The organism is Amycolatopsis sp. NPDC104863 (assembly GCF_055582965.1).
Genome location: NZ_JBVJOW010000002.1, coordinates 331,878 through 353,213 on the forward strand (window position 1 = coordinate 331,878; position 21,336 = coordinate 353,213).

General features: G+C 71.8%; 22 protein-coding genes. 10 read left to right on the forward strand and 12 right to left on the reverse strand.

What is annotated here, in order from left to right:
* Positions 1–6: 6 nt before the first annotated feature.
* Positions 7–1,164 (reverse strand): glycosyltransferase, encoded by a 1,158-nt coding sequence (locus tag ACZ63J_RS10895; RefSeq protein WP_465404164.1) that lies wholly within the window; start codon positions 1,162–1,164, stop codon positions 7–9.
* A 30-nt stretch (positions 1,165–1,194) separates the two neighbouring features.
* Here ACZ63J_RS10895 and ACZ63J_RS10900 point away from each other — a divergent pair, with 30 nt between their 5' ends.
* From ACZ63J_RS10900 to ACZ63J_RS10940, 9 genes are all read left to right on the forward strand, one after another.
* Positions 1,195–2,829, forward strand: coding sequence for a phospho-sugar mutase (locus tag ACZ63J_RS10900; RefSeq protein ID WP_465404166.1), 1,635 nt, complete (start codon positions 1,195–1,197; stop codon positions 2,827–2,829).
* Complete coding sequence (locus ACZ63J_RS10905; RefSeq protein WP_465335792.1) at positions 2,829–3,281, forward strand: flavodoxin family protein; 453 nt, start codon at positions 2,829–2,831, stop codon at positions 3,279–3,281. The genes ACZ63J_RS10900 and ACZ63J_RS10905 overlap by 1 nt, the downstream gene beginning before the upstream one ends.
* Positions 3,282–3,587: 306 nt before the next feature.
* A complete protein-coding gene (locus ACZ63J_RS10910; RefSeq protein ID WP_465335793.1) occupies positions 3,588–3,992 on the forward strand; it encodes an XRE family transcriptional regulator in 405 nt (134 codons plus the stop codon).
* The gene (locus tag ACZ63J_RS10915; RefSeq protein ID WP_465404168.1) at positions 3,989–4,510 is read left to right on the forward strand and encodes a hypothetical protein; all 522 of its coding nucleotides are present in this window, start codon (positions 3,989–3,991) and stop codon (positions 4,508–4,510) included. Before ACZ63J_RS10910 ends, ACZ63J_RS10915 begins: the two co-directional genes overlap by 4 nt.
* Positions 4,507–5,637, forward strand: a complete 1,131-nt coding sequence (locus ACZ63J_RS10920; RefSeq protein ID WP_465404170.1) for an MAB_1171c family putative transporter — start codon at positions 4,507–4,509, stop codon at positions 5,635–5,637. Before ACZ63J_RS10915 ends, ACZ63J_RS10920 begins: the two co-directional genes overlap by 4 nt.
* A gap of 1 nt (position 5,638) precedes the next feature.
* Positions 5,639–6,805 (forward strand): amidohydrolase family protein, encoded by a 1,167-nt coding sequence (locus tag ACZ63J_RS10925; RefSeq protein ID WP_465404172.1) that lies wholly within the window; start codon positions 5,639–5,641, stop codon positions 6,803–6,805.
* Between the two features lie 88 nt (positions 6,806–6,893).
* Positions 6,894–7,283: a hypothetical protein gene (locus tag ACZ63J_RS10930; protein WP_465404174.1), complete on the forward strand. Its 390-nt coding sequence runs from the start codon at positions 6,894–6,896 to the stop codon at positions 7,281–7,283.
* Positions 7,284–7,307: 24 nt separating this feature from the next.
* Positions 7,308–8,597, forward strand: coding sequence for a histidine--tRNA ligase (gene hisS / locus ACZ63J_RS10935; protein WP_465404175.1), 1,290 nt, complete (start codon positions 7,308–7,310; stop codon positions 8,595–8,597).
* A gap of 56 nt (positions 8,598–8,653) precedes the next feature.
* Positions 8,654–9,952 (forward strand): HEAT repeat domain-containing protein, encoded by a 1,299-nt coding sequence (locus ACZ63J_RS10940; RefSeq protein WP_465404177.1) that lies wholly within the window; start codon positions 8,654–8,656, stop codon positions 9,950–9,952.
* Positions 9,953–10,068: 116 nt separating this feature from the next.
* Here the strand turns inward: ACZ63J_RS10940 and ACZ63J_RS10945 are convergent, their stop codons facing one another.
* The 8 genes from ACZ63J_RS10945 to ACZ63J_RS10980 form a co-directional block, all read right to left on the reverse strand.
* Positions 10,069–11,265, reverse strand: a complete 1,197-nt coding sequence (locus tag ACZ63J_RS10945; RefSeq protein WP_465404178.1) for a sensor histidine kinase — start codon at positions 11,263–11,265, stop codon at positions 10,069–10,071.
* Complete coding sequence (locus ACZ63J_RS10950; protein ID WP_465404252.1) at positions 11,262–11,909, reverse strand: response regulator transcription factor; 648 nt, start codon at positions 11,907–11,909, stop codon at positions 11,262–11,264. The genes ACZ63J_RS10945 and ACZ63J_RS10950 overlap by 4 nt, the downstream gene beginning before the upstream one ends.
* Before the next feature lie 64 nt (positions 11,910–11,973).
* Positions 11,974–13,254, reverse strand: coding sequence for a cation:proton antiporter (locus ACZ63J_RS10955; protein ID WP_465404180.1), 1,281 nt, complete (start codon positions 13,252–13,254; stop codon positions 11,974–11,976).
* Positions 13,251–14,516, reverse strand: a complete 1,266-nt coding sequence (locus ACZ63J_RS10960; RefSeq protein WP_465404182.1) for a cytochrome P450 family protein — start codon at positions 14,514–14,516, stop codon at positions 13,251–13,253. Before ACZ63J_RS10960 ends, ACZ63J_RS10955 begins: the two co-directional genes overlap by 4 nt.
* Positions 14,513–15,583, reverse strand: a complete 1,071-nt coding sequence (locus tag ACZ63J_RS10965) for an alpha-hydroxy acid oxidase (RefSeq protein ID WP_465404183.1) — start codon at positions 15,581–15,583, stop codon at positions 14,513–14,515. The genes ACZ63J_RS10960 and ACZ63J_RS10965 overlap by 4 nt, the downstream gene beginning before the upstream one ends.
* The gene (locus tag ACZ63J_RS10970; RefSeq protein WP_465404185.1) at positions 15,583–17,124 is read right to left on the reverse strand and encodes an NAD(P)-binding domain-containing protein; all 1,542 of its coding nucleotides are present in this window, start codon (positions 17,122–17,124) and stop codon (positions 15,583–15,585) included. The genes ACZ63J_RS10965 and ACZ63J_RS10970 overlap by 1 nt, the downstream gene beginning before the upstream one ends.
* Positions 17,125–17,241: 117 nt before the next feature.
* Positions 17,242–18,165 carry an aldo/keto reductase gene (locus ACZ63J_RS10975; RefSeq protein WP_465404254.1) on the reverse strand — a complete coding sequence of 308 codons (924 nt, stop codon included), beginning with the start codon at positions 18,163–18,165 and terminating at the stop codon, positions 17,242–17,244.
* A gap of 50 nt (positions 18,166–18,215) precedes the next feature.
* The gene (locus ACZ63J_RS10980; RefSeq protein WP_465309021.1) at positions 18,216–18,617 is read right to left on the reverse strand and encodes a MerR family transcriptional regulator; all 402 of its coding nucleotides are present in this window, start codon (positions 18,615–18,617) and stop codon (positions 18,216–18,218) included.
* A gap of 84 nt (positions 18,618–18,701) precedes the next feature.
* Between ACZ63J_RS10980 and ACZ63J_RS10985 the strand changes: the two genes are divergently transcribed.
* Positions 18,702–19,295: a TetR/AcrR family transcriptional regulator gene (locus ACZ63J_RS10985; RefSeq protein WP_465309019.1), complete on the forward strand. Its 594-nt coding sequence runs from the start codon at positions 18,702–18,704 to the stop codon at positions 19,293–19,295.
* On the opposite strand, the gene ACZ63J_RS10990 is transcribed toward ACZ63J_RS10985, so the two are convergent.
* The 3 genes from ACZ63J_RS10990 to ACZ63J_RS11000 are packed head-to-tail and all read right to left on the reverse strand — an operon-like array spanning position 19,292 to position 21,271.
* On the reverse strand, positions 19,292–20,185 hold the full coding sequence (locus ACZ63J_RS10990; RefSeq protein ID WP_465404187.1) for a pentapeptide repeat-containing protein: 894 nt from the start codon (positions 20,183–20,185) through the stop codon (positions 19,292–19,294). The two genes, ACZ63J_RS10985 and ACZ63J_RS10990, sit on opposite strands and share 4 nt — an antisense overlap.
* Before the next feature lie 34 nt (positions 20,186–20,219).
* Positions 20,220–20,843, reverse strand: a complete 624-nt coding sequence (gene upp, locus ACZ63J_RS10995; protein ID WP_465309015.1) for a uracil phosphoribosyltransferase — start codon at positions 20,841–20,843, stop codon at positions 20,220–20,222.
* Positions 20,844–20,848: 5 nt separating this feature from the next.
* Complete coding sequence (locus ACZ63J_RS11000; RefSeq protein WP_465404188.1) at positions 20,849–21,271, reverse strand: protein-tyrosine phosphatase family protein; 423 nt, start codon at positions 21,269–21,271, stop codon at positions 20,849–20,851.
* Positions 21,272–21,336 lie beyond the last annotated feature (65 nt).

The window sequence follows — 21,336 nt, forward strand, 5'->3', positions numbered from 1 at the left end:
CCCGGCTCAGGCGAACGCCGGGAGCTGGGCGGCCACGTCGGCCGGGGACGGCATCGCCGCCACCTCGGCCGCCAAGGCCCGGGTCGCGTCGCGGACCGCGGTGTCCGTGAGGAGGCGACGCGCGTGCGTGGCCACCGCTTCGGGCGTGACTTCGGCGGCGAGCAACCGGGAGCCGACGCCCGCGGCCACGACCGCGTCCGCGTTCGAGAACTGGTCCGCGCCCTGCGGGAGCAGCAGCTGCGGGAGACCCGCGCCGAACGCGCCGAGCGTCGTGCCGCTGCCGCCGTGGTGGACCACCAGGTCCACGTGCGGGAGCAGCTCCGACTGCGGCACCCACGCCTCGAGCCGGACGTTCGGCGGCACCTCCCCGAGGGTCGCCGGGTCGACCGTCGGGCCGGTGGCGACCAGGACGTCGGCGTCCAAACCGGACAGACCGGCGATCGCCGCGCCGAGCACCCCCGCGTGGCCCATCGCCGTGCCGAGGGTCAGGTAGACCAGCGGCCGCGTGCGATCGAGCACTCCCGCCGGCAGCTCACCCGGCTCGCTCCAGCCGACCGGGCGCAGCGGGACCCGCGTCGCCCGCGCCACGAACTCCGGGTCCTGCACCGACTCCGGGCAGATGTCGACGAACGGGCCGCCGAAGGTCAGGTCGTCCCCGAGCGTCAGGCCCAGCGACGCGGCGTTCGCACGGATCGCCTCGCGGATCTCCGCCACCATCGGGTCGGCGCCCGACTGCTTGCCGAACCCGTGCGCCACCACGGGGATCCCGGCCTTCATCGCCGCGAAGACGCCACCCGAGTTGCCCGACTCGGCGACGACCAGGTCCGGCCGGGCCCGCTCGAACAGCGGCAGCAGGTCGGCGACGAACCGCCCGGGCATCAGCTCGCCGAACACCTTCGCGACGATCGGCCGCAGCACCTCCGGCGGGATCTCGCCCGGCGCCCGGCGCGGTCCGGGCGGCGCGGCGGCGAACGCCTGGCCGAACGCGTCCTTGAGGGCGAGCCCGGCGGCGGCCGTCTCGAGCCCGGCTTTTGTCAGCTGTGGCAGGAAATCTTCCGAAGTGGCGAAGACGACCTCGTGGCCCGCGTCGCGCGCGGCGACCGCCAGCGGCACGAGCGGGAACGTGTGACCGAAGGACCCCAGTGAGGTGAAGAGCAAGCGCACTCCCCCGACCCTAGCCCGTAGGCTGGCGCGGTGACTGTGACCTCCACGCTGCGGGACGCCGCCTACCGCTGGATCGCCGACGACCCGGACGACGCCGCCCGCGCCGAGCTGCAGGACGTGCTCGCCCGGGCGCTGGGCGGGGAGCCCGGCGCGGCCGAGGAGCTGGCCGACCGGATGGCGGGGCCGCTGGAGTTCGGCACCGCGGGCCTGCGCGGGCCGGTGCGCGCGGGGCCGAACGGGATGAACGTCGCCGTGGTCACCCGCACGACCGCCGGGGTGGCACAGTGGCTGACGGCGCACGGGCACGCCGGCGCGCTGGTCGTCGTCGGCCGGGACGCGCGCCACGGCTCGGAAGCCTTCTCGACCGCGGCCGCCGAGGTGCTCACCGCCGCCGGGTTTGCCGTCAAGGTGTTCCCGAAGCCGTTGCCGACCCCGGTGCTCGCGTTCGCCGTCGGCCGGCTCGGCGCGGTGGCCGGGATCCAGATCACCGCGTCGCACAACCCCCCGGCGGACAACGGGTACAAGCTCTACGACGCGACCGGCGGGCAGATCGTGCCGCCGTCCGACGGCGAGATCGAGCGCGCCATCCAGGCCGCGCCCGCCGCGGTGAGCGTGCCGCGCGAGCCGGGCGCGCAGGTCGTCGACCTGCTCGACAGCTACCTGGCCGAGGTCGCGGCCCTGCCGCTGGGCCAGGAGCGCGTGGTGCGCGTGGCCGCGACGGCGTTGCACGGTGTCGGCGCCGACACGCTGCGGGCGGCGTTCGAGCGGGCCGGGTTCACCGACCTGCACCTGGTGGACGCCCAGGCGTCCCCGGACCCCGACTTCCCGACGGTGTCCTTCCCGAACCCGGAAGAGCCGGGCGCGACGGACCTGCTGCTGGCGCTGGCGTCCGATGTGGACGCCGACCTGGCCATCGCGCTCGACCCGGACGCCGACCGCTGCGCGCTGGGCGTGCGGGAGCGGGACGGCTCCTGGCGGATGCTGCGCGGCGACGAGACCGGCGTGCTGCTGGGCTCGACCGTGCTGTCCACTGTGGACCGGACGCTGCTGCCGGACCCGCTGGTGGCCACGACGATCGTGTCGTCGTCGATGCTGGGCGAGATCGCGAAGGCCGAAGGCGCGCGCTACGCCGAGACGCTGACCGGGTTCAAGTGGCTGGTCCGCGCCGGTGAGGGGCTCGTCTTCGCCTACGAAGAGGCGCTCGGCCTGTGCGTCAACCCCGGGTTCGTCCGCGACAAGGACGGCATCGCCGCCGCGACGCTCGCGGCCGGGCTCACCGCGCGGCTGAAGGCCGGCGGCCGCACCCCGCTGGACGTCCTCGACGAGCTGGCCCAGCGCCACGGCGTCTACCTGACCGACCAGGTTTCGCTGCGGGTCACCGACCTCTCGGTCCGCGGCCGGTTGATGACGAAGGTGCGCGAGACCCCGCCGTCGCGCCTCGGCGGCGTCGACGTGACGCTGGAGGACCTGCTGCCCGACGCGGACGTGCTGCGCCTGACCGGCGAGGGGGTGCGGGTGGTCGTGCGGCCGTCCGGCACCGAGCCGAAGCTGAAGGCGTACCTGCAGGTCGTCGCGCCGGTGACGGACTCGCTAGCGGACGCGCGGGCCGCGGCGCGGGAGCGGCTGACGGGGCTGCGGGCCGAGGTCGAGGGGCTGCTCGTCTGATGCCGAGGCTGCTGGTCGTGCACCACACGCCGTCACCCTCGACGCAGGCGCTGTTCGAAGCGGTGCTGGCCGGCGCGACGCACCCGGACATCGAAGGGGTGGAGGTGGTCCGCCGGGCGGCGCTGGCGGCCACTTCTTCCGACGTGCTCGAAGCGGACGGCTACCTGCTGGGCACGCCGGCCAACCTCGGCAGCATGAGCGGCGCGTTGAAGCACTTTTTCGACACGGTCTACTACCCCTGCCTGGACTCGACGCGTGGTCGCCCGTTCGGGTACTGGATCCACGGCAACAGCGACACGGCGGGCACGGAACGCCAGCTGCTGGCCATCACCACGGGGCTGGCCTGGGAAAAGGCCGCGAACCCGGTGGTCGTGACGGGCGAGCCGGACAAGAAAGCGCTGGCGGCGTGCACGGAGCTGGGCGGCACGCTGGCCGCGACGCTGATGGCTTGAGGACCCGGAAAAAGTAAGGGGCCTGTCACCGGAAGCCCTGGGGGTCGACCTCCGGCAACAGGCCGTGACCAAGGGATCGCCGCGAGGGCGTTCGACCTTGGTTCCCCAAGCGTACTACAGACGGCCGATCATGACGAGTCGGCGGGCAGGACAACCTCTCGCCGGGTTGGTTCCGTACACCCCCAGGATACGGATCGCCCGGCGAGAGGCGAGCCAACTGTAAACCACTGCATACGATATCTGTCAACATGTGCGTACAGTGGTTTCCCGGCTAGAATTTTCACGGTGGAAACCTAGGGGGCGGGTATGGCACGGGAACGCACCTTCGCGGAGCGCCTGAGCACCCTGATCGAGGCAGCTCGGGTGGACGGCCGCGCACCGCACAGCTACCGGGAGATCTCGGCCGCCGTCGAGCGCGCGGGAGGTCCGGCGATGTCGCCCGCCTACCTGCAGCAGCTCGCGACGGGCAAGCGGGTGAACCCGAAGATCCACTACGTCGAGGCGCTGGCGAGACTGTTCGGGGTGCCCGTGACGTACTTCTTCGACGAAGAGGCCGCGGCGGCGCCGGCCGGCGAAGTGCAGCTGATGGCGATGCGCGCGCAGGAGCTGTCCCCGCAGGGCCGCCGTCAGGTGATGGACCTGCTGGAGCTGGTCGAACGCTACGAGCGGGCCGAACGCGAGGGCCGGAACCCGGAGGACGCGCCGCGATGAGGGAACGCGAGCTGCGCCGCCGCTGCCGGAAGCTGCTGAAGCAGCTGGACATCGGGCCGCCGCTGGACGTCGAGGTGCTGTGCGCGCGGCTGGGCGAGCAGCGCGGGAAACCGATCCGGCTGATGGCGTACCCGCTGGAGGTGCCGGGGCCGTTCGGCTGCTGGATCGCGACGTCGTCGGCCGACTACATCTTCTACCAGGCCGAAACGACGAAGTCGCACCAGGACCACATCATCCTGCACGAGCTCGGCCACATGCTGGCCGACCACCACCCGCACGGCGACGCCGAGCCCGCCGACTTCCTGCGCGGCCCGGCTCCCGATCTTGACCCGGATGCCGTACACCGCGCACTGCGTCGTTCGTCCTACGATGACGCGCACGAGTGGGAAGCCGAAACGGTCGCGACGATCATCCTCGAGTGGGCGTCCGTCCTGAACTACACGATCCCCCGGCGCGCCGCTGACCGGGATCTCCGCCGGATCCAGGGGGCGCTCGGCGATCACCAAGGGTGGTTGTGAGCACACTTTTCAGCCCAGTCAACTTGATCGCGCTGGTGCTGTTCGCCGTCGCGCTCGCGTGGCGGATCTACCAGGTGCAGCGCGCGCCGACGGTGCCGAACTGGGCCGTCACCGCGTGCGTCGCCGGCTTCGCGCTGGCCTTCCTGCTGCAGCAGCCGGTGCTCTCCGACGAGGTCGACGCGCTCCTCGGCCTCGGCGCGGCGCGCGTGGCGAACAACGCGCTGCTGGCGTGCGCGGTCTGCGCGCTGGTGATCTTCTTCCTCGGCTCGGCACTGGGCCCCGTCCGCCGGTACGGCCGCGTGGTCGCCGAGCTGGTCCCGCTGGGCGCGGCGATCACGCTGATGGTCGTCGCGATGGACCTGACCCCGCCGGAGCTGCGCGGGCTCCCGCTCGGGCCGTCGACCATCCACGACAGCGGCGTCGCGCTGTTCTACCTCGGCGCCGGCCTCTACCTGATCTACGGCCTCATCGCCTGCACCGCGTGGATCGTCCGGTACCTGCGGGTGGCCGACCGGGACCTGCGGATCGGGCTGAAGCTGGGCGCGGTCGGCCTGGCCAGCGCGGCGGTGGGCAGCATCTTCCGCGCGCTGTACATCGTGGTGGCGTGGGCGTTCGGCCCGGTCGTGAAGATCCTGCTGCTGCTCGGCGTGCCGTTCGTGATCGTCGGCGGCCTGCTGTTCCTGGTCGGCGTCACCTACCCCGGTGTGCGGGCGCGGGTCTCGGCGCTGCGGCGCCGGCGGCAGCACCGGCGCGAGCACCAGGCGCTGGGTCCGTTGTGGACGGTCCTGGTGCAGGCGTTCCCCAGCATCGTGCTGCGGACCCCGCCGCGCCGGCGCACGGAACTGCTGTCGCCGCGCAGCATCCACCGCGTCTACTACCGCCGGGTGATCGAGATCCGGGACGGCCTCGTGCAGCTCTCGCCCTACCTGGACGCGGACTTCGGCGAGGTGGTCGCCGCCGATCCCGGCGCCGCGGCGGCCGCGTTGAAGACGGCGCTGCGGCGGCACGCGGCGGGCGAGGAGATGGACGGCCGCGCCAAGCAGGTCCTGCCCGCCCGGGCGGACGACATCGAATCCGACGTCCGGCCGCTGCTCGCGCTGTCGGCCGCGATGGGGAACAGGGCGTGACGTGGACGTCGTGATCACCGCGGGCCGGGTGCTGCCGCGGCCGTCGACCCCGATCGAAGACGGCGGCGTGCTGGTGCGCGACGGCCTGCTCGCCGCGGTGGGCCCGCGCGCGGACGTGCTCGCGCAGGCGGCGCCCGACGCCGTCCGGCACGACTTCCCCACCGGGACCGCGCTGGCCGGACTGTTCAACGTCCACGCGCACCTGGCTTTTGACGCCTCCCGCGAGATGCTGGCGCACTTCGAGGATGCCTCCGATCCACTCGAAGGCGCGCGCACGCGGCTGTCGTCGATGCTGGCCAGCGGGGTCACGACGGTGCGCGACCTCGGCGACCGCGACCACCTCGGCGCGGCCGTGCGCCGGTCGTTCGCGGGCTCGGCCGCGCCGCGGCTGCTCGTGTCGGGCCCGCCGATCACCGTGCCGGGCGGGCACTGCCACTTCTTCGGCGGCGAAACCGCGTCCGACAACGACATCCGCGCGCGGATCGACGAGAACGCGGCGGCCGGCGCGGACGTGATCAAGGTGATGGCCAGCGGCGGCCAGATCACCGAGGGCGGCGCGGACATGTGGGAGTCGCAGTTCGACACCCGGCAGCTGGCCCTCATCGTCGAGCACGCGGCGTCGCACGGACTGCCGGTGGCGGCGCACGCCCACGGCGCGGACGCGATCTCGGCCGCGGTCGAGGCGGGCGTCTCGACGGTCGAGCACTGCAGCTTCCTGACCGGGCCGCGGACGTTCGACCGCCGTGCCGACGTGGCCAAGCGGATGGCGGCCGACGGGATTTCGGCGTGCTCGACGAGCAGTCGCAACTGGCGGATGATCGTCGAGAAGCTGGGCGACTCCGCCGCGGAGGCGATGTACGGGCGGCTGCCGTGGCTGGAGGAGCACGGCGTCCGGCTGCTCGCGGGCACGGACGCCGGGCTGCCGGGGTCGGTGTTCGACGATCCGGTCGGCGCCCTGGAGCTGTACGAATGGCTCGGCTTCCCGCGGCGGCGGATCCTGGAGATCGCGACCGAGGACAGCGCGGCCGGGCTCGGCCTCGGCGCCGTGACCGGACGGCTGGAAGCCGGGCTCGCGGCGGACGTCCTGGTCGTCGAGGGTGACCCGCTGGCGTCGCTCTCCGCGCTTCGCAACCCGTTGCTGGTGCTGGCCCAGGGCCGCTCCACCTGATTCCACGATCGGGGAATGCCTGGTTTGGTGACACCGTTTTAAAACAGTGTTACTGTAGGCCTGCCCACCCCGGAGAAGGAGTCCCCCGATGCACGGACCCACCCAGCTGTTCACGGTGATCGCCCTGGTCTCGCTGCCGACCGTGATGTACGGCGGTTACGCGCTGATGGGCATCATGCGCGAAGCCAAGCTCACCGAACACCAGCGCGCGATGTTCCGCGCCGGCCACGCGCACGCCGGCGTCCTGCTGATCCTCGCCCTGGTCGCGCTGCAGATCCTCAGCCGCACCACGCTGTCCGACACGACGTTGTGGATCACCTGCTTCCTGCTGCTGTTCGGGGTGCTCGCCCAGTCCGGCGGGTTCTTCGTGCACCTGATCCCGAACAAGGGCAGGCTCGGCGGCCGCGTGACGTCCGCCGGCGCGGTGCTCCTGGCCGCCGCCACGCTGCTCACGGCGTACGGGGTCGCCTTCGCCTGAGCGCCGGTCGTTAAGCTGGGTGACGTGCCTGAATACCTGCCGACCGCGCCCTACAAGGGGACCCGGGACTTCCTGCCCGCCGAAATGTCCGTCCGGACGCAGGTGTTCGGTCATCTCTACGACGTCCTCGAGCGCCGTGGCTTCCTGCGCTACGACGGCCCGATCCTCGAGTCCGCCGAGATCTACGAGCGCAAGTCCGGCCAGGAGCTGGCGGACAAGCAGCTGTACACGCTCACCGACAAGGGCGGGCGGCGGCTGGCGCTGCGCCCGGAGATGACCCCGTCGGTGGCGCGGATGATCGCCGGGAGCGCGAAGTCGCTGTCGTTCCCGGTGCGCTGGTACAGCCACCCGAACTGCCACCGGTACGAGGCGCCGCAGCGCGGCCGGGTGCGTGAGCACTGGCAGATCAACGCGGACATCTTCGGCTCGGACAGCGCCAACTGCGAGATCGAGATCTTCGAGCTGGTGCACGACATGATGGCCGCGCTCGGCGCGACGCCGGACATGTTCGTGCTGCGTGTCAACGACCGGAACCTGCTGACGTCGGCGCTCACCGACGTCGCCGGGGTGTCGGAGGACCACCTCTCCCAGGTGTTCGCGCTGGTCGACCGCTGGGAGAAGTACCCCCGCGAGAAGCTGGCCGAGGGCGCGGCCGAGATCGGGCTGTCGGACAAGCAGTTCGTGAAGCTGGCCGAGACGCTCGACATGGGCGAGGCGCTGCTCGACGAGCTGCCGGCCGAGGTGCGGGAGCAGTCGAACCTGGTGAAGGTGCTGAACAGCAGCGCGGGTTCGCTGGTGAAGTACGAGCCGATCATCGTGCGCGGGCTGGCGTACTACACGTCGACCGTGTTCGAGGTCTTCGACACCTCACCGGAGAACCGCCGGGCCCTCTTCGGCGGCGGCCGCTACAGCGACCTCGCGTCGATGTTCACCCCGCAGCAGATCCCGGGCATCGGGTTCGGCATGGGCGACGTCACGCTGATCGACTTCCTCGAGACGCACGGCCTCACGCCGGCGCCGCGCAGCGAGGTCGACGTCATGGTGATCCCGGTGACCGAGGACCTCTCGGACGCGGCCCGCTCGGTGGCGGCGGCCCTGCGCGCCGCGGGGCTCCGGACGTCGACCCCGATCGAGCACCGCAAGCTGGGCAAGGAGCTCACCCGCGCGGACAAGGCGGGCGCGGCCGCGGTGGTGATCGTCGGCCAGGAGGACTGGGCGGCCGGGAACGTGACGGTGCGCAGCCTCGCGACGCGGGAGCAGAACCCGGTCGCGGTCGCGGAGGCCCCGGCGGCGGTCCAGGCCCTGCTGGCCTGAAATCGGTTCGACGCCCCCTCGGCGCACAGGCATCCTGAGCGCCGAGGGGGATGCCGATGTACGAAGAACCACTGACCGCCGCGAGCCTGCGTGCCCTCGTTGCGGGGGACGTGCGCGAGTGGGTGGCCTACGACCTCGCCGTGCGGCGCTGGTGGCGGCCCACCGGCCTGCCCGGGGTGCGTGAGCTGGGGCGCCGGCCGCCGCGGGAGGTGCTGGCCGAGGCCGCCTGCCACGGCAACGGCCACCTGCGCCAAGCCGCCGTCGAGCGGCTCGCCCACAGCACGGACCCCGAGGCACTCCCCCTCCTGCTGGTCCGCTGCGTCGACTGGGTCCGGCCGGTCCGGGAGGCGGCCCGCGCGGCCGCGCTGGCCAAACTGGATTCGGCGGCCACGCGGTTGATGCTTCCGCTGATCGCCGTACTGGGCCGGCGTCAGGTCGACGACTGGGCGGTGACGCTCTTCCGCCAGGTCTTGGCCGGCTCGCTCGATGCCGCGCTGGCTTTGGAGGACCGGGAGAGCCGTCGCTGGGCGCACCACGAAGCGATCGGGCTTCTTTCGCGCGAGCGGCTGCTGGACATTTCCCTGCGGGACCGGGACTTCGTCGTCCGCGCGGTGTGCGGCAACGCGCTGCTCGACCGCGGCGAATGCGTTGAGGAGCTGCTGGCGGGCGGGCCGCCGAAGGTCCGGATGCGGGCGCTCACCATGGCCGGCGACGCGGCGACGTACCTGGCCGACCGGACGTCGGCGGTCCGTTCGATGGCGCAGGCCCTGGTGCTCAAGGCCGGCGGCGACCCGGCCGCGCGCTACCGCGCCATGCCGGTGTCGTTCGGCATGCTCGCCGGGCTCGGCGAGACGGGCACCGCCGCCGACGCCGGGCTGCTGGCGGGCCTGCTCACCGACGACCGCCCGCGGATCCGGCGGGTGGCCGTGCGCGGCCTGCGCCGGATCGCTCCGGAGTCGGCGGCGGTCGCGCCGTTGCTGACCGATCCGTCCCCCGCGGTGACCCGGCAGGTCGTGGAGTTCCTGCGCGGCAAGCCCGCGCTGGTCGGGGAGCCGGCGCTGCGGGACCTGCTGGCGCCGGGACGGCCGGTCCACACCCGCCGGGCCGCCGCGGCGTTGCTGCGCGACCGCGACACCTGGCTGCGCCTGCACACGGACCTCACCCTGCTGGCCGACGCCGACCTGGGCGCCGACGCCGAGCAGGACCTGCACGCCTGCCACCAGCACATGGCCGGCGTCTACACCAAACCGCCGGCCCGGCTGCGGGCCGAGATCGAGGCCGCGTGCGACCACCTCGACCCGGCCCGGGCCCGCGGAATCCGTTTCCTCCTGGGTTCCGCGAGATACCGCGCGTGACCAGACCCGGAACTCACGTGATCAAGCCCGTAACTCGCGTGATCAAAGCCGGAACTCACGAGTTCCGGGTCCAGTCACGCGAGTTCCGGGTCCAGTCACGCGAGTTACGGGGCTGATCACGCGAGATCGGCGCGCAGGAGCCGGAGGGTGAACGTGGCTCCGTCGCCGGGACGGCCCGCGGCCGCGATCGTGCCGCCGTGGCCCGTCACCACCTCGCGAACCAAGGCCAGGCCGAGGCCGAAGCGGCGGCCGTCGCCGTCGGAACCTCGGGCGAAGCGCTCGAAGATCCGTTCCGCGTCGGCTGCCGGGAAGCCCACTCCGGTGTCGCGGATCCGCAGCTCCACGTGCTGCTCGTCCGGGACGCCCAGCCAGACCTCGATCGAGCCGCCCGGCGGGGTGTGGCCGAGCGCGTTGTCCAGCAACGCCGAGAGCACCCGCCGCAACGCCGTCGGCACCCCCTGGACGACGTACGGGCGCCGCTCCCGGGTCACCGCCAGCCGGACCCGGCCCTCCCCCGCGCGGACCGCCTCCGCCGCGACCGCTTCCTCCGCCAGCACCCCCAGCTCGACCGGCACGAACTCCGGCCGGTCGCACGCCCGCGCCGACAACAGCAGGTCCTCGACGACTTCGCCGAGCTCCCGCGTGCCGCGCACCAGCTGGTCGAGGTCGTCCGCGTCGCGTCCGGACGCGCGCCGGGCCAGCAGCTGGGCGCGGGTGTGCAGCCGGGTCAGGGGCGCGCGCAGCTCGTGGGACGCGTCCGCGACGAACGTCCGCTGCCGCCGCAGCGCGTCGGCCAGCGGCCGGATCGCCCGGCAGGCCAGCACGCGTCCGCACAGCACCGCCGCGACCAGCGCGAGCAGCTCCGCGACGCCGAGCCCGAACAGCAGCGACGAGCGGTCCTGGATCTGGTACAGCTCCTCGAAGAACGCCTCCGAGACGACACCGCCGCGGTTCTCCACGCGGATCGTGTACGTCATCTCGCCGATCTGCCGCCGTTCCGTGTGGACGTCGCCGGGCGAAGGCGTCAAAGCGGTCAACGCGGGGATCGGCATCCCCGCCGGCGGCCGGCCCGCGGGCGCGTGCAGCGCCGGCGTGAACAGCCAGACGCAGCCGGGCGGGGTGGTGGCCGGGCCCAGTTCGATCGTCCGGGCCAGCGTCCGGTCGGCGTCGGCGTGCTGACCGGACAGCAGCATCCCGTACGCGATCCCGCCCGCCACCGCCACCAGCAGCGAAACGACCACGGCGATCTGCGCGGTGATCGCCCACCGCGCCCGCCGCAGCGCGCGCTCCTCCGGGTCGCCGCGGGGTCTCACACCGCGCCGATCTGGTAACCGAGCCCGTGCACGGTCCGGACGACGTCCCGGCCGAGCTTGCGCCGCAGGTAGTAGACATAGGTGTCCACAATGGACTCACCGGTCGAGTCGGCGAAGACCCGCGTGCGCAGCGCCGCCCGCGGGTGGATCGCCTTCGGCCGCTGCGCCAGCGCCCGCAGCAGCTCGAACTCGCGCCCGGACAACGTGATCCGCTCCCCCCGGGGCAGCACGACCTCGTGCCGCTGCAGGTCGAGGGCCGCCGCGCCGAGCGGCAGGCACTCCGCGCCCTCGAGGTCACGGCGGCCCAGCGCGCGCAGCCGGGCCAGCAGCTCCTCGGCCTCGAACGGCTTGACGAGGTAGTCGTCGGCCCCCGCGTCGAGCCCCTCGACGCGGTCGGCGAGCTCCCCGAGCGCCGACAGCATCAGGACCCGGGTGGTCACCGCGCGCGCCCGGAGCCGGGCAAGCAGCTCGAGCCCGTCCAGCACCGGGAGACGGCGGTCGATGATCATCACGGCGTAGTGCCCGGTGAGGCCGAGGTGCAGCCCCCGCTGGCCGTCGTGGGCGGCGTCGGTTTCGTAGCCTTCCTCCGCGAGCAGCTCGGCGAGCATGCCCGCGAGGTCCCGGTCGTCTTCGACGAGCAGCACCCTCGTTTTTGCAGCCACATCGTGCACGAGTCCATACTGGCAGTGAATTTCTGGGATTGAACCCTCAACTTTTCCCGGTGACCGGAACCGGCTCGGCCGTCAGGAGCACCTCGCTGCTCCCCCGGCGGGCGTCCCGCCGGTCCAGCCAGCTGAGCACCGGCGCGGTCATGACGGTGGTCACCAGCGCGACGAGCACCAGCACGGTGAACAAAGCGGGCGAAACGATCCCCGCCGCGAGCCCGACGTTGAGCGCGATCAGCTGCATCAGCCCGCGGGCGTTGACGAGCACACCGACACGCGACGCGATCGCCGGCGGCTCCCCCGCCAGCCGGGCCGCGCCCCAGGACGCGCCCAGCTTGCCGACGATCGAGACGGCCACCGTCACGAGCGCGAAGGCGAGCAGCTTGGGATCGGCGAGGAGCGCGAACCGGGTGTTCAGGCCGGAATAGGTGAAGAACAGCGGGACGAACACGATCCGCCCGATCGGCATGATCTTCGCGAGCACCGCGTCGGAGGCTTCCCCGCGAGGGAACGCCACGCCGACGCAGAACGCGCCGAACACCGCGTACAGCCCGATGGTGTCGGTGAACCAGGCCGCCGCGAACAGGATCATCGCGGTGACGAGCACCCGCTGGTCGACGCTCACCCGGTCGCTGCCCATCATCCGGTTCAGCAGCCGCCGCCCGACGATGAACACCAGCAGCGCGAACAGGACCCCACCGCCGAGGGCCAGCGCGATCGGCCCGGCCGAGCCGGCGTGCATGCCCAGCACGACCGCCAGCAGCAGCCACGCCAGCACGTCGTCGAGCGCGCCGCAGGCCAGGGCCAGCGAGCCGAACCTCGTCGACGCGATGCCGCGTTCGGTGATGATCCGGACCATCATCGGGAACGCCGTGATCGCGACCGCCACCCCGACGAACGCGGCGGAGGTCACCGGCGAGACACCCTCCTTGCCGATGCCGACCCAGGACGTGCCGAGCACCGCGACGCCGATCCCGAGCACCAGCGGCACCAGCGTCCCGGCCGAGGAGATCGCCGCGACCGACTTCCGCGACTCCTTGACGCTGGTCAGGTTGAACTCGTAGCCGGCCCCGAACATGTAGATGACCAGGCCGATCTGGCCGCCGACGTAGAGCAGCGACTTGATGGCGTCGGGGAACAGCGCCGCCTGCAGGTCCGGCAGCAGCAGCCCGAACAGCGACGGCCCGAGCAGCACCCCGGCGACCATTTCGCCGACCACCGGTGGCTGGCCGAGCTTGACCGCGAGCGCGCAGACGAGCCGGCACACCAGCAGGATCGCCACGACGGCGATGAAGAACGTCGGCGCGGCTTCGGACGGGCTCATCGGTTTCCTCCGGCGAAGTAGGTCGAACAGAGGGCTTTCTTCCGGGCGTCGAGCACCATGTACGTGCCGAAGACGAGCTGGGCGAGGCTGCGCCAGACGTCCTCCCAGCGGTCGCGCACCGCGAGCCAGACCAGCGGCGCGCGACGGCGGCGGGCGCCACGCGGGGTCAGCAGCGCCGGGCCGCGGTTGGGGATCGAGCGGGTGTGGCCGGCCGTCGAGGCGAGGCTGAACCGGCGCAGCACCTCACGCGCCACCACGCGCATGGTCAGCGGGGCCAGCCCGCGCGCCGGGCACGCGCGGTTCTGCGCGACGCCGAACGGGATGAAGGCGTCCTTTCCGGACTGCGCGGCGAACTCCGGGTAGCTGAAGCACAACACGGTGCCCGCCGGGATCGTCAGGTCCGCCAGGTCGATGTCGGCGGTGGAGATCCGGTGCGCGATCCCGAACAGCGGGAACGTGCGCAGGCCGTCCATGATCACCTGGTCCAGGTAGGCGTCGTCGTCCGGGTGCCCGGCCAGGCGTCGCTGCACCTCGTCGTCCTGCGCGACGATCATCAGCAGGTGCGCCATCGCCTCGGACATCTGGACGACGGCGGTGTTGAAGAACGTGCCCTGCAGGTAGTACGCCTGCTCCTCGCGGGTCAGCGACACCGGCAGCGGGTGCGGGACGTCGTCCAGACGCCTTCGCAAGTACTTCGTCAGCCTCGCGCGGCGGCGCATGTTCCGCGGCCGCACGCACTTCAGCGCCGAGACGACGTCGTCGGCGTTCGCCACGATGAGGTCGCGTGCCTCCGGCGGGCACGGCTCGTCGAAGACCAGCTCGTAGTAGAGCTCGGCCCAGATCGGCATCATCTCGTCGCGCAGCCGGACCAGCCCGGGCCGCGTGGTGTCCAGCACGTGCGCCGCGACGCGCCGGGTCAGCTCCTCGGAGTCCTTTTTGGACTTGACCAGGATGTGCCGGGTGCACTTGGCGACCTCGTCGTAGCGCGGCCCGGCTTCGAGGTGCTCCTGGTGCACCTCGGGGCCGGGCGCGAGCCAGTACCAGAACAGGTCCGACAGCGCGGCGCCCTTGCTGCGGCCGTTCGCCGCCGGGTCGGCGTAGACGCGCCGGAAGTCCGCCGCGCCGATCCGCTCGCCCGGGATCGTCACCGTGTCCTCGCCGTTGACCAGCGAGAAGATCTTCACCCGCAGCGCGACGACCCGGCCGGGCAGCCACGCCGGCGCGGTGGCGACCGCCGCGGCGGCGAGCGCTTTCCCGATCATCGCCGCACCTGGTCCGGGGTGAGATCCGCGGGGTGCCGCCCGCCGCACATGGCCAGCGCCTGGTCGAAGTCGTCGCGCAGCAGCTCCAGGACCTGCGTGACCCCTTCACGGCCGCCCGCGGCCAGGCCCCACACGACCGGACGGCCGACCCCGACCGCGTCCGCGCCGAGGGCGAGGGCCTTGACGACGTCGGTGCCGCGGCGGATCCCGCCGTCGAGCAGCACCGGCACCGCCCCGCCGACCGCGGCGGCGATCTCGGGGAGGACGTCGATCGTGGCCGGCACGGTGTCGAGCTGGCGGCCGCCGTGGTTGGACACGACGATCCCGGCGACACCGTGGTGCACCGCGAGCCGCGCGTCCTCGGGGTGCAGCACACCCTTGATCAGCACCGGCAGCTTGGTCTTCGAGCGCAGCCAAGCGATGTGCTCCCAGTTCAGCGCGGCCGACATGACGATGTCGCGGACGTGGCTCGCGTTGCCGCCGCTGCGGTTCACGCCGATGTTGCGGAGGTTCTCCACGACCAGCCCCGACGGCAGGTCGTGGAAGCTGTTGCGGTCGTCGCGCTCGCGGCGGCCGAGCACCGGCGAGTCCACGGTGACGACGAACGCCTTGACACCGGCGTTTTCGGCCCGCCGCACGATCGCCTCGGTGAACTCCAGGTCCGGCTGCAGGTAGAGCTGGAACCACAGGCCCGGGTCCGGCGTCACCTCGCGGGCCGCCGCGGCGACGTCCTCGATCGCCGTGGTGGCGGCCATGCTGACGATCATGATCGTGCCCGCACGCGCCGCCGCGCGGGCGGTGGCGAGCTCGCCGTCGGCGTGCGCGAGCCGGTGGAACGCGGTGGGCGCGACGAGGATCGGCATCGAGGACGACGTCCCGAGCAGCTCGACGCTCAGGTCCCGCTTGTCACTGCCGCGCAGGACCCGCGGGAGCAGCCGCAGCTTCTTGAACGCCGATTCGTTCTCCGCCACGGTGATCTCGTCCTGCGCGCCGCCGGCGAAGTAGTCGTAGTGCACCGGGTCGAGGCGCTGCCGGGCCGCCGCCTCGAACTCCGCGACCGTGCGCATCACAGCTCCCGCGTGAAGAACGCGGTCAGCGGTCCGACGTGGACCTCCTTGTCCCATTCGTTCTCGAGGTTCTCGGTGACGTGGTGCGTGGCCACGAGCTCACCGCGGCGGTAGTGCCGGACGATCGGGTGCAGGTAGTGGCCCTCGCCGTGGTCGTTGGCCTTGTCCTGCGCGGCGCGCGCGACGAAGTCGAACGGGTCGATCTTGTCGTGGTCGGGCCCGTAGTCGAGGGTGACGACGTAGGCGTCGTCCGGCGGGTTCGCCAGCACGCGGTCGACCGGCACCTCTTCGAGGTAACGCGCGGTGTCACCGTCGATCGTGAGGACGTCCCCGAGGAAGCCGAACTGCTGGTACAGCGCGGAAGTCCGGTTGATCCGGGTGATCACGGCGTCGGTCAGCGCGTCCGGTTTGGCGGGCAGCTCGGTGCTCGGCCACGGCGTTTCGTGGTGGCGCTCGTTCAGGATCCGGGACAGCGCGCGGACGCCGTAGCGGAAGCCGTGGATGAACGGGTTGGTGGCCTTCTTGAAGCCGCGGACCTGCGTGATCGTGCCGGCGAAGTAGAGGCCGGGCACGTTCGTCGACTCCCAGTCCGGCGTCTGCGCCGGGAAGCGGTCGTCGATGACCAGCTCCGGACGGCAGTCCTCGTCGAACAGCGACGCGTCGAACCGGAAGCCGGTGCAGCCGATCACGCGGTCGTAGCGGATCTCCTTGACGACCTCGTCGGTGCGGGCGAAGGAGAACTTGACGTGGTAGCCGTCGGCGTCCTTGCGGACCTCGCGCACGTCCCCGTCGAGGATCGCGTGCTGCAGCTTGAGCTGGTACATGTCGAGGATGCCGGCGTTGTACGCGCGCAGGTGGCCGACGAAGTGGGTGCGCCAGGCGAGCTTCACCGGCCGCGGGCCGCCGACGTGCACGACCGCCGCCTTCTCGATCAGGTTGTCCGCGGTCTCGAAGGCGGAGTTCCCCTTGCCCAGCACCAGGACCCGCTGGTCGGTGAAGCTGTCCGGGTCGACGTCGACGTCCGTGTACTGGTCGATCAGCTCGACCCCGGGGAACTGCGGGACGAACGGCTTCGTGACGCCGGTCGCCATGACCAGGCGGTGCGCGCGGACCTCGGCGTCACCCGCGGTGACCACGAAGAGAGCGCTTTCCAGATCCCGGCGGATGCGTGTCACCCGGGTGTCGTAGCGCACCTGGACCTGATGCTTCGCCGCGTAGTCGGCGAGGTAACGGAGGAAGTCCTCGGCGTCCGGGAAGAGCAGCTCACTGTAGTTCGTGAAGAGGACCGGGTCGTCGTCCCCCTCGGCGAGGATCGAGTTCCAGTCCATCCGGAGGTTCAGCTCCGGGTCGGTCCAGCCGGTGTGCTTCTTATTGATGGAGATGAGCGTGCGGTGCCGAGGGAAGGTCGCGAAGAACGTGCCCGGCGCCGAACCGGCCTCCAGCACCAGGTACCGGTGTCCGGCGTGGCCGAGGGCCTGCCCCAGCTGCAGCCCCGCCGGCCCCGCGCCGACGACCACGTAATCGAGCACTTCCTCTGCCACGACGACCTCCTGGAGCTCGGCACCGACCGCATGATCGGCGCCGAGCCTGCCCCGGAGATCTCAGAAAAGCTTCAGAAGCACCTCAGAAAGTGCACTGTTCCGGCATTTCGCCAGTGTTCACCGGCCGGCCGCGCGGGCGAGGCGTTCGGGGTAACGCTCCCCCGCGATCGCCTCGGCGGGCGCGGCCGCCTCGATGGCCGCGATGTCCGAAGCCGTCAGCTCCAGCGAAGCCGCCGCCACGTTCTCCTCGAGGTACTTGCGGCGCTTCGTCCCCGGGATCGGGACGACGTCCTCGCCGTGGGACTGCACCCAGGCCAGCGCGAGCTGCCCGGCGGTGACGCCCTTCTCCTCGGCGAGCTTGCACAGCGCGTCGACGATCGCCATGTTGCGCTCGAAGTTGCCGTCGGCGAAGCGCGGCAGGCCGCGCCGCATGTCGCCCTCGGGCAGGTCCTTCATCGACGTCACCGCGCCGGTGAGGAAACCGCGGCCGAGCGGCGAGAACGGCACCACGCCGATGCCGAGCTCACGGCACGTGTCGAGGATTTCGCCTTCGAGGCCGCGGGTCCACAGCGACCACTCGCTCTGCAGCGCCGTCACCGGGTGCACGGCGTGCGCGGCCCGGATCGTCGCGGCGCTCGCCTCCGAGATGCCCGCGTACCGGATCTTCCCGGCCTCCACCAGGGACTTCAGCGCGCCCCAGGTCTCCTCGATCGGCGTGTCCGGGTCGACGCGGTGCTGGTAGTAGAGGTCGATGTGGTCGACCCCGAGCCGCCGCAGCGACTCGTCGCAGGACTGCTTGACGTACTCGGCGTCCCCGCGGGCGCCCATCGAACCGTCGGTCCAGACGATGCCGAACTTCGTCGCGAGCACAACCTCGTCACGGCGGCCGGCGATCGCGCGGCCGACCAGCTCTTCGTTGGCGCCCTGTCCGTAGACGTTCGCCGTGTCCAGCAGGGTGACGCCGAGGTCGAGGGCCCGGTGGACCGTCGCGACCGACTCGGCTTCGTCGTCGAAGACGCCGTAGGCCTGGCTCATCCCCATGCAGCCCAGCCCCTGGGCGCCGACTTCCAGCCCGCCGAGCTTCCTGGTCTTCACGCGGAGATTCCCTCCATGTCGGGTTCCACACCGAACGCCTTGCGCTCGATCTGGGCGTAGTTGTCGATCTTGTAGTCGAGGACGTCGAGGCAGCCCTGCAGCTCGGCGATCCGCTCGGCGACCGACCGCCGCTGCTCCACCAGGAGCGCCTTGCGGCGGCCCGCGCTGGCGACGCCGTGACGGCGCAGCGACGCGTACTCGCGCATGCTCTTGATGGGCATCCCGGTGGTCCGCAGCTTGGTCAGGAAGGCCAGCCAGCCGAGGTCCTCGTCCGAATAGGCCCGGCGACCGGCGGTGTCGCGGGCGGGCGGGTCGAGCAGTTTGATGCGCTCGTAGTACCGGAGGGTGTCGATGGACAGCCCGCTACGTCGAGCGGCTTCCGCTATCGAGTAGCTCATGACCTCGACACTACGACCTGGAGTGCACTCCAGGTCAACCATCGGCTGTGGTCATTCATAACAGCGTTGCGCTACGCTGCGTAGATGGCTCGACCACGGACACACGACGAAGCGCTCCGGCTGAAGCTGCTCGACCGCGCCGGTGAGCTCATCGCCGAGGACGGCCCCAAGGCACTTTCCCTGCGCAAGCTGGCCGCCGACGCCGGGACGTCGACCACCGCCGTCTACTCCCTGTTCGGCAGCAAACCCGATCTGGTGAACGCGCTCTACACGGAGGGCTTCCGCCGCTTCGGCGCCCGGATGGCCGGCACCCCGCTGACCGGCAACGCGGTGGACGACCTCGTGACGCTCGGCAGCGCCTACCGCGCGAGCGCCCTCGCCGACCCGAACCTCTACGGGATCATGTTCACCCGGTCCGTGCCGGGCTTCGAGCCGAACGAAGACGCCGAGAAGCTGGCCAGGAACACCCTGAAGCCCCTCGAGGAGATCATCCGCCGGGCGGTGGCCGAGGGCGTGTTCGTGGACATCCCCCCGGAGACGATCGCGGTCGCCTGCTGGGCGTTCGTGCACGGGCTCGTGTCGCTGGAGCTGACGGGGAACCTGCCGGAGGGGTTCGACATCACCGGCTCGTACGAGACGGCGTTGCGCGCGAACGCCTCCGGCTGGCTGAAGGTCTAGCCGGACTCGAACCGCGCTTCCGACAGGTCGATGTCCGCGTGCTCACCGCCGTCGAAGAACGCTTCGCCATCGAACACCGTATGGGAGAAGAGGAACCGGCCACCTGACCTGGTCCGGGTAAAGCGGACATCGCCGCCGAAGCGCGCGAAGGAGAAGAACGCGCCTTCGGCGAAGACCGTCCGGTCGAAGTTCGCGGGTGCGGTGAACACCGCGCCGAAGAACCCCGCCTGGCGCACGAAAGTCGTGCCGCGGATGTGCACCTTGCCGACGAACCGGGCGCGGCTGAAGTCCGCGACCTCGAGTGTGCAGCCGCTCAGCCGGAAGTGGACGAGCGTGGCCCGCTGCAGGTCGACCGACATGCCCGGCCAGAAGCCTGGTTCGTCGTGACTCAGGTGCGTCTTGAGCAGCTCCTGGGCGGCCAGGCGGACCTGGAGCTCACTTTCGTCGTAGTCGACTTTTTCCGGGGCCGCGGTACCCCGGAGTCCCGCGGCCGGTCCCTCGAACGGCATCCGGAGGTAGGCACACAGCACGTTGACGATCGTCTGGCGCTGCTTCGGGTTGTCCCGCCCGAGCCGCTCCAGCGCGTACAGCCCACCGAACCGGACTGGCGCCTTGTCACTACCGAGCTGCTCCACGGCTTTGGTGTACAGCTCGGTGACACGCCGCTCCTCGAGGTCCCGCTCGGTGATGCCCGCGACTCGCGTCGTCTCGGCGAGCTGCAGCTCCAGCGTGCGCTGCCGGCGCGTGGCCAGCCACAGCGCGAACACTCCACCGGCGCCCGCGCCGACCCCGAAGGCCGTCTTCACCGCGTCGATCCGCACCGGCGCGTCGGGCTGTCCGGACCAGGCCAGGAACAGCCAGAGCAGCGCGCCGGTGACGGCGGCGGTCACCGCGATCCACCGCCACCTCAGGACCGGCAACGCCCTAGACAGCGCCGTACTGGCGGTCACCCGCGTCGCCGAGGCCGGGGACGATGAAGCCCGAGTCGTTGAGGCGCTCGTCGATGCTGGCCGTGACGACCCGGACCGGCAGGCCGGTCTTCTCCAGGTGGGCCAGGCCTTCCGGCGCGGCCAGCGCGCAGATGGCCGTGACGTCGGCGGCGCCGCGGTCGGTGAGCAGCCGGATCGTGTACTCCATCGAGCCGCCGGTGGCGAGCATCGGGTCGAGCACCATGACCGGCCGGTCGGCCAGCGACTCCGGCAGTGACTCCAGGTACGGCGTCGGCTTGAGCGTCTCCTCGTCGCGCGCGAGGCCGACGAAGCCCATCTGCGCGTCCGGGATCAGCTTGTGCGCCTGGTCGGCCATGCCCAGCCCGGCCCGCAGCACCGGGACCAGCAGCGGCGGGCTGGCCAGCTTGTACCCCTCGGTGCGCGCGACCGGCGTGTGGATCCGCTCGGTCTTCACCGGCACGTCGCGCGTGGCTTCGTAGACCAGCATGACGGTCAGCTCGTGCAGCGCGGCCCGGAACGCGGCGCTGTCGGTGCGCGCGTCGCGCATCGTGGAGAGCCGGGCCTTCGCGAGGGGGTGGTCGACGACGTGCACATCCATGCGGGTCAACTTAGCCGGTCCGCGAACCTTTTCACCCAGCCGCGCTGCCAGGGCGTTTCGACGGCGCGTTCGTTGTAGTGCTCACGCACCCAGGCGACGGCCCGGTCCGCGGGGACGCCGGAAAGGATCGCCAGGCAGGCCATGACCGTGCCGGTGCGGCCCGCGCCGCCGTAGCAGGCGACTTCGACGGTTTCGACCTTCGCCCGCTCGTGGAGCGCCTTGATCTTTTCGCGGGCGTCGGCGGGGTCGACGGGCAGCAGGAAGTCCGGCCAGGTGACCCATTCGTGTGGCCAGGTGATGCCGCCGCCGTGCTTGCGCCGCAAGCGGCTGGTGCCCAGGTAAAGCCCGAAGTCGGGCTCGGGTCCGGCCGGCCGCGGGCGGCTCAGCCCCCGCCCGCGGACCTGGACGCCGTCAGGGAATTCGACCATTGGCTCAGTGTCCTCGCCGAAGATGGACACAGTGCGTGGTTTTCGCCGCTAGGCTGCCCCGGGTG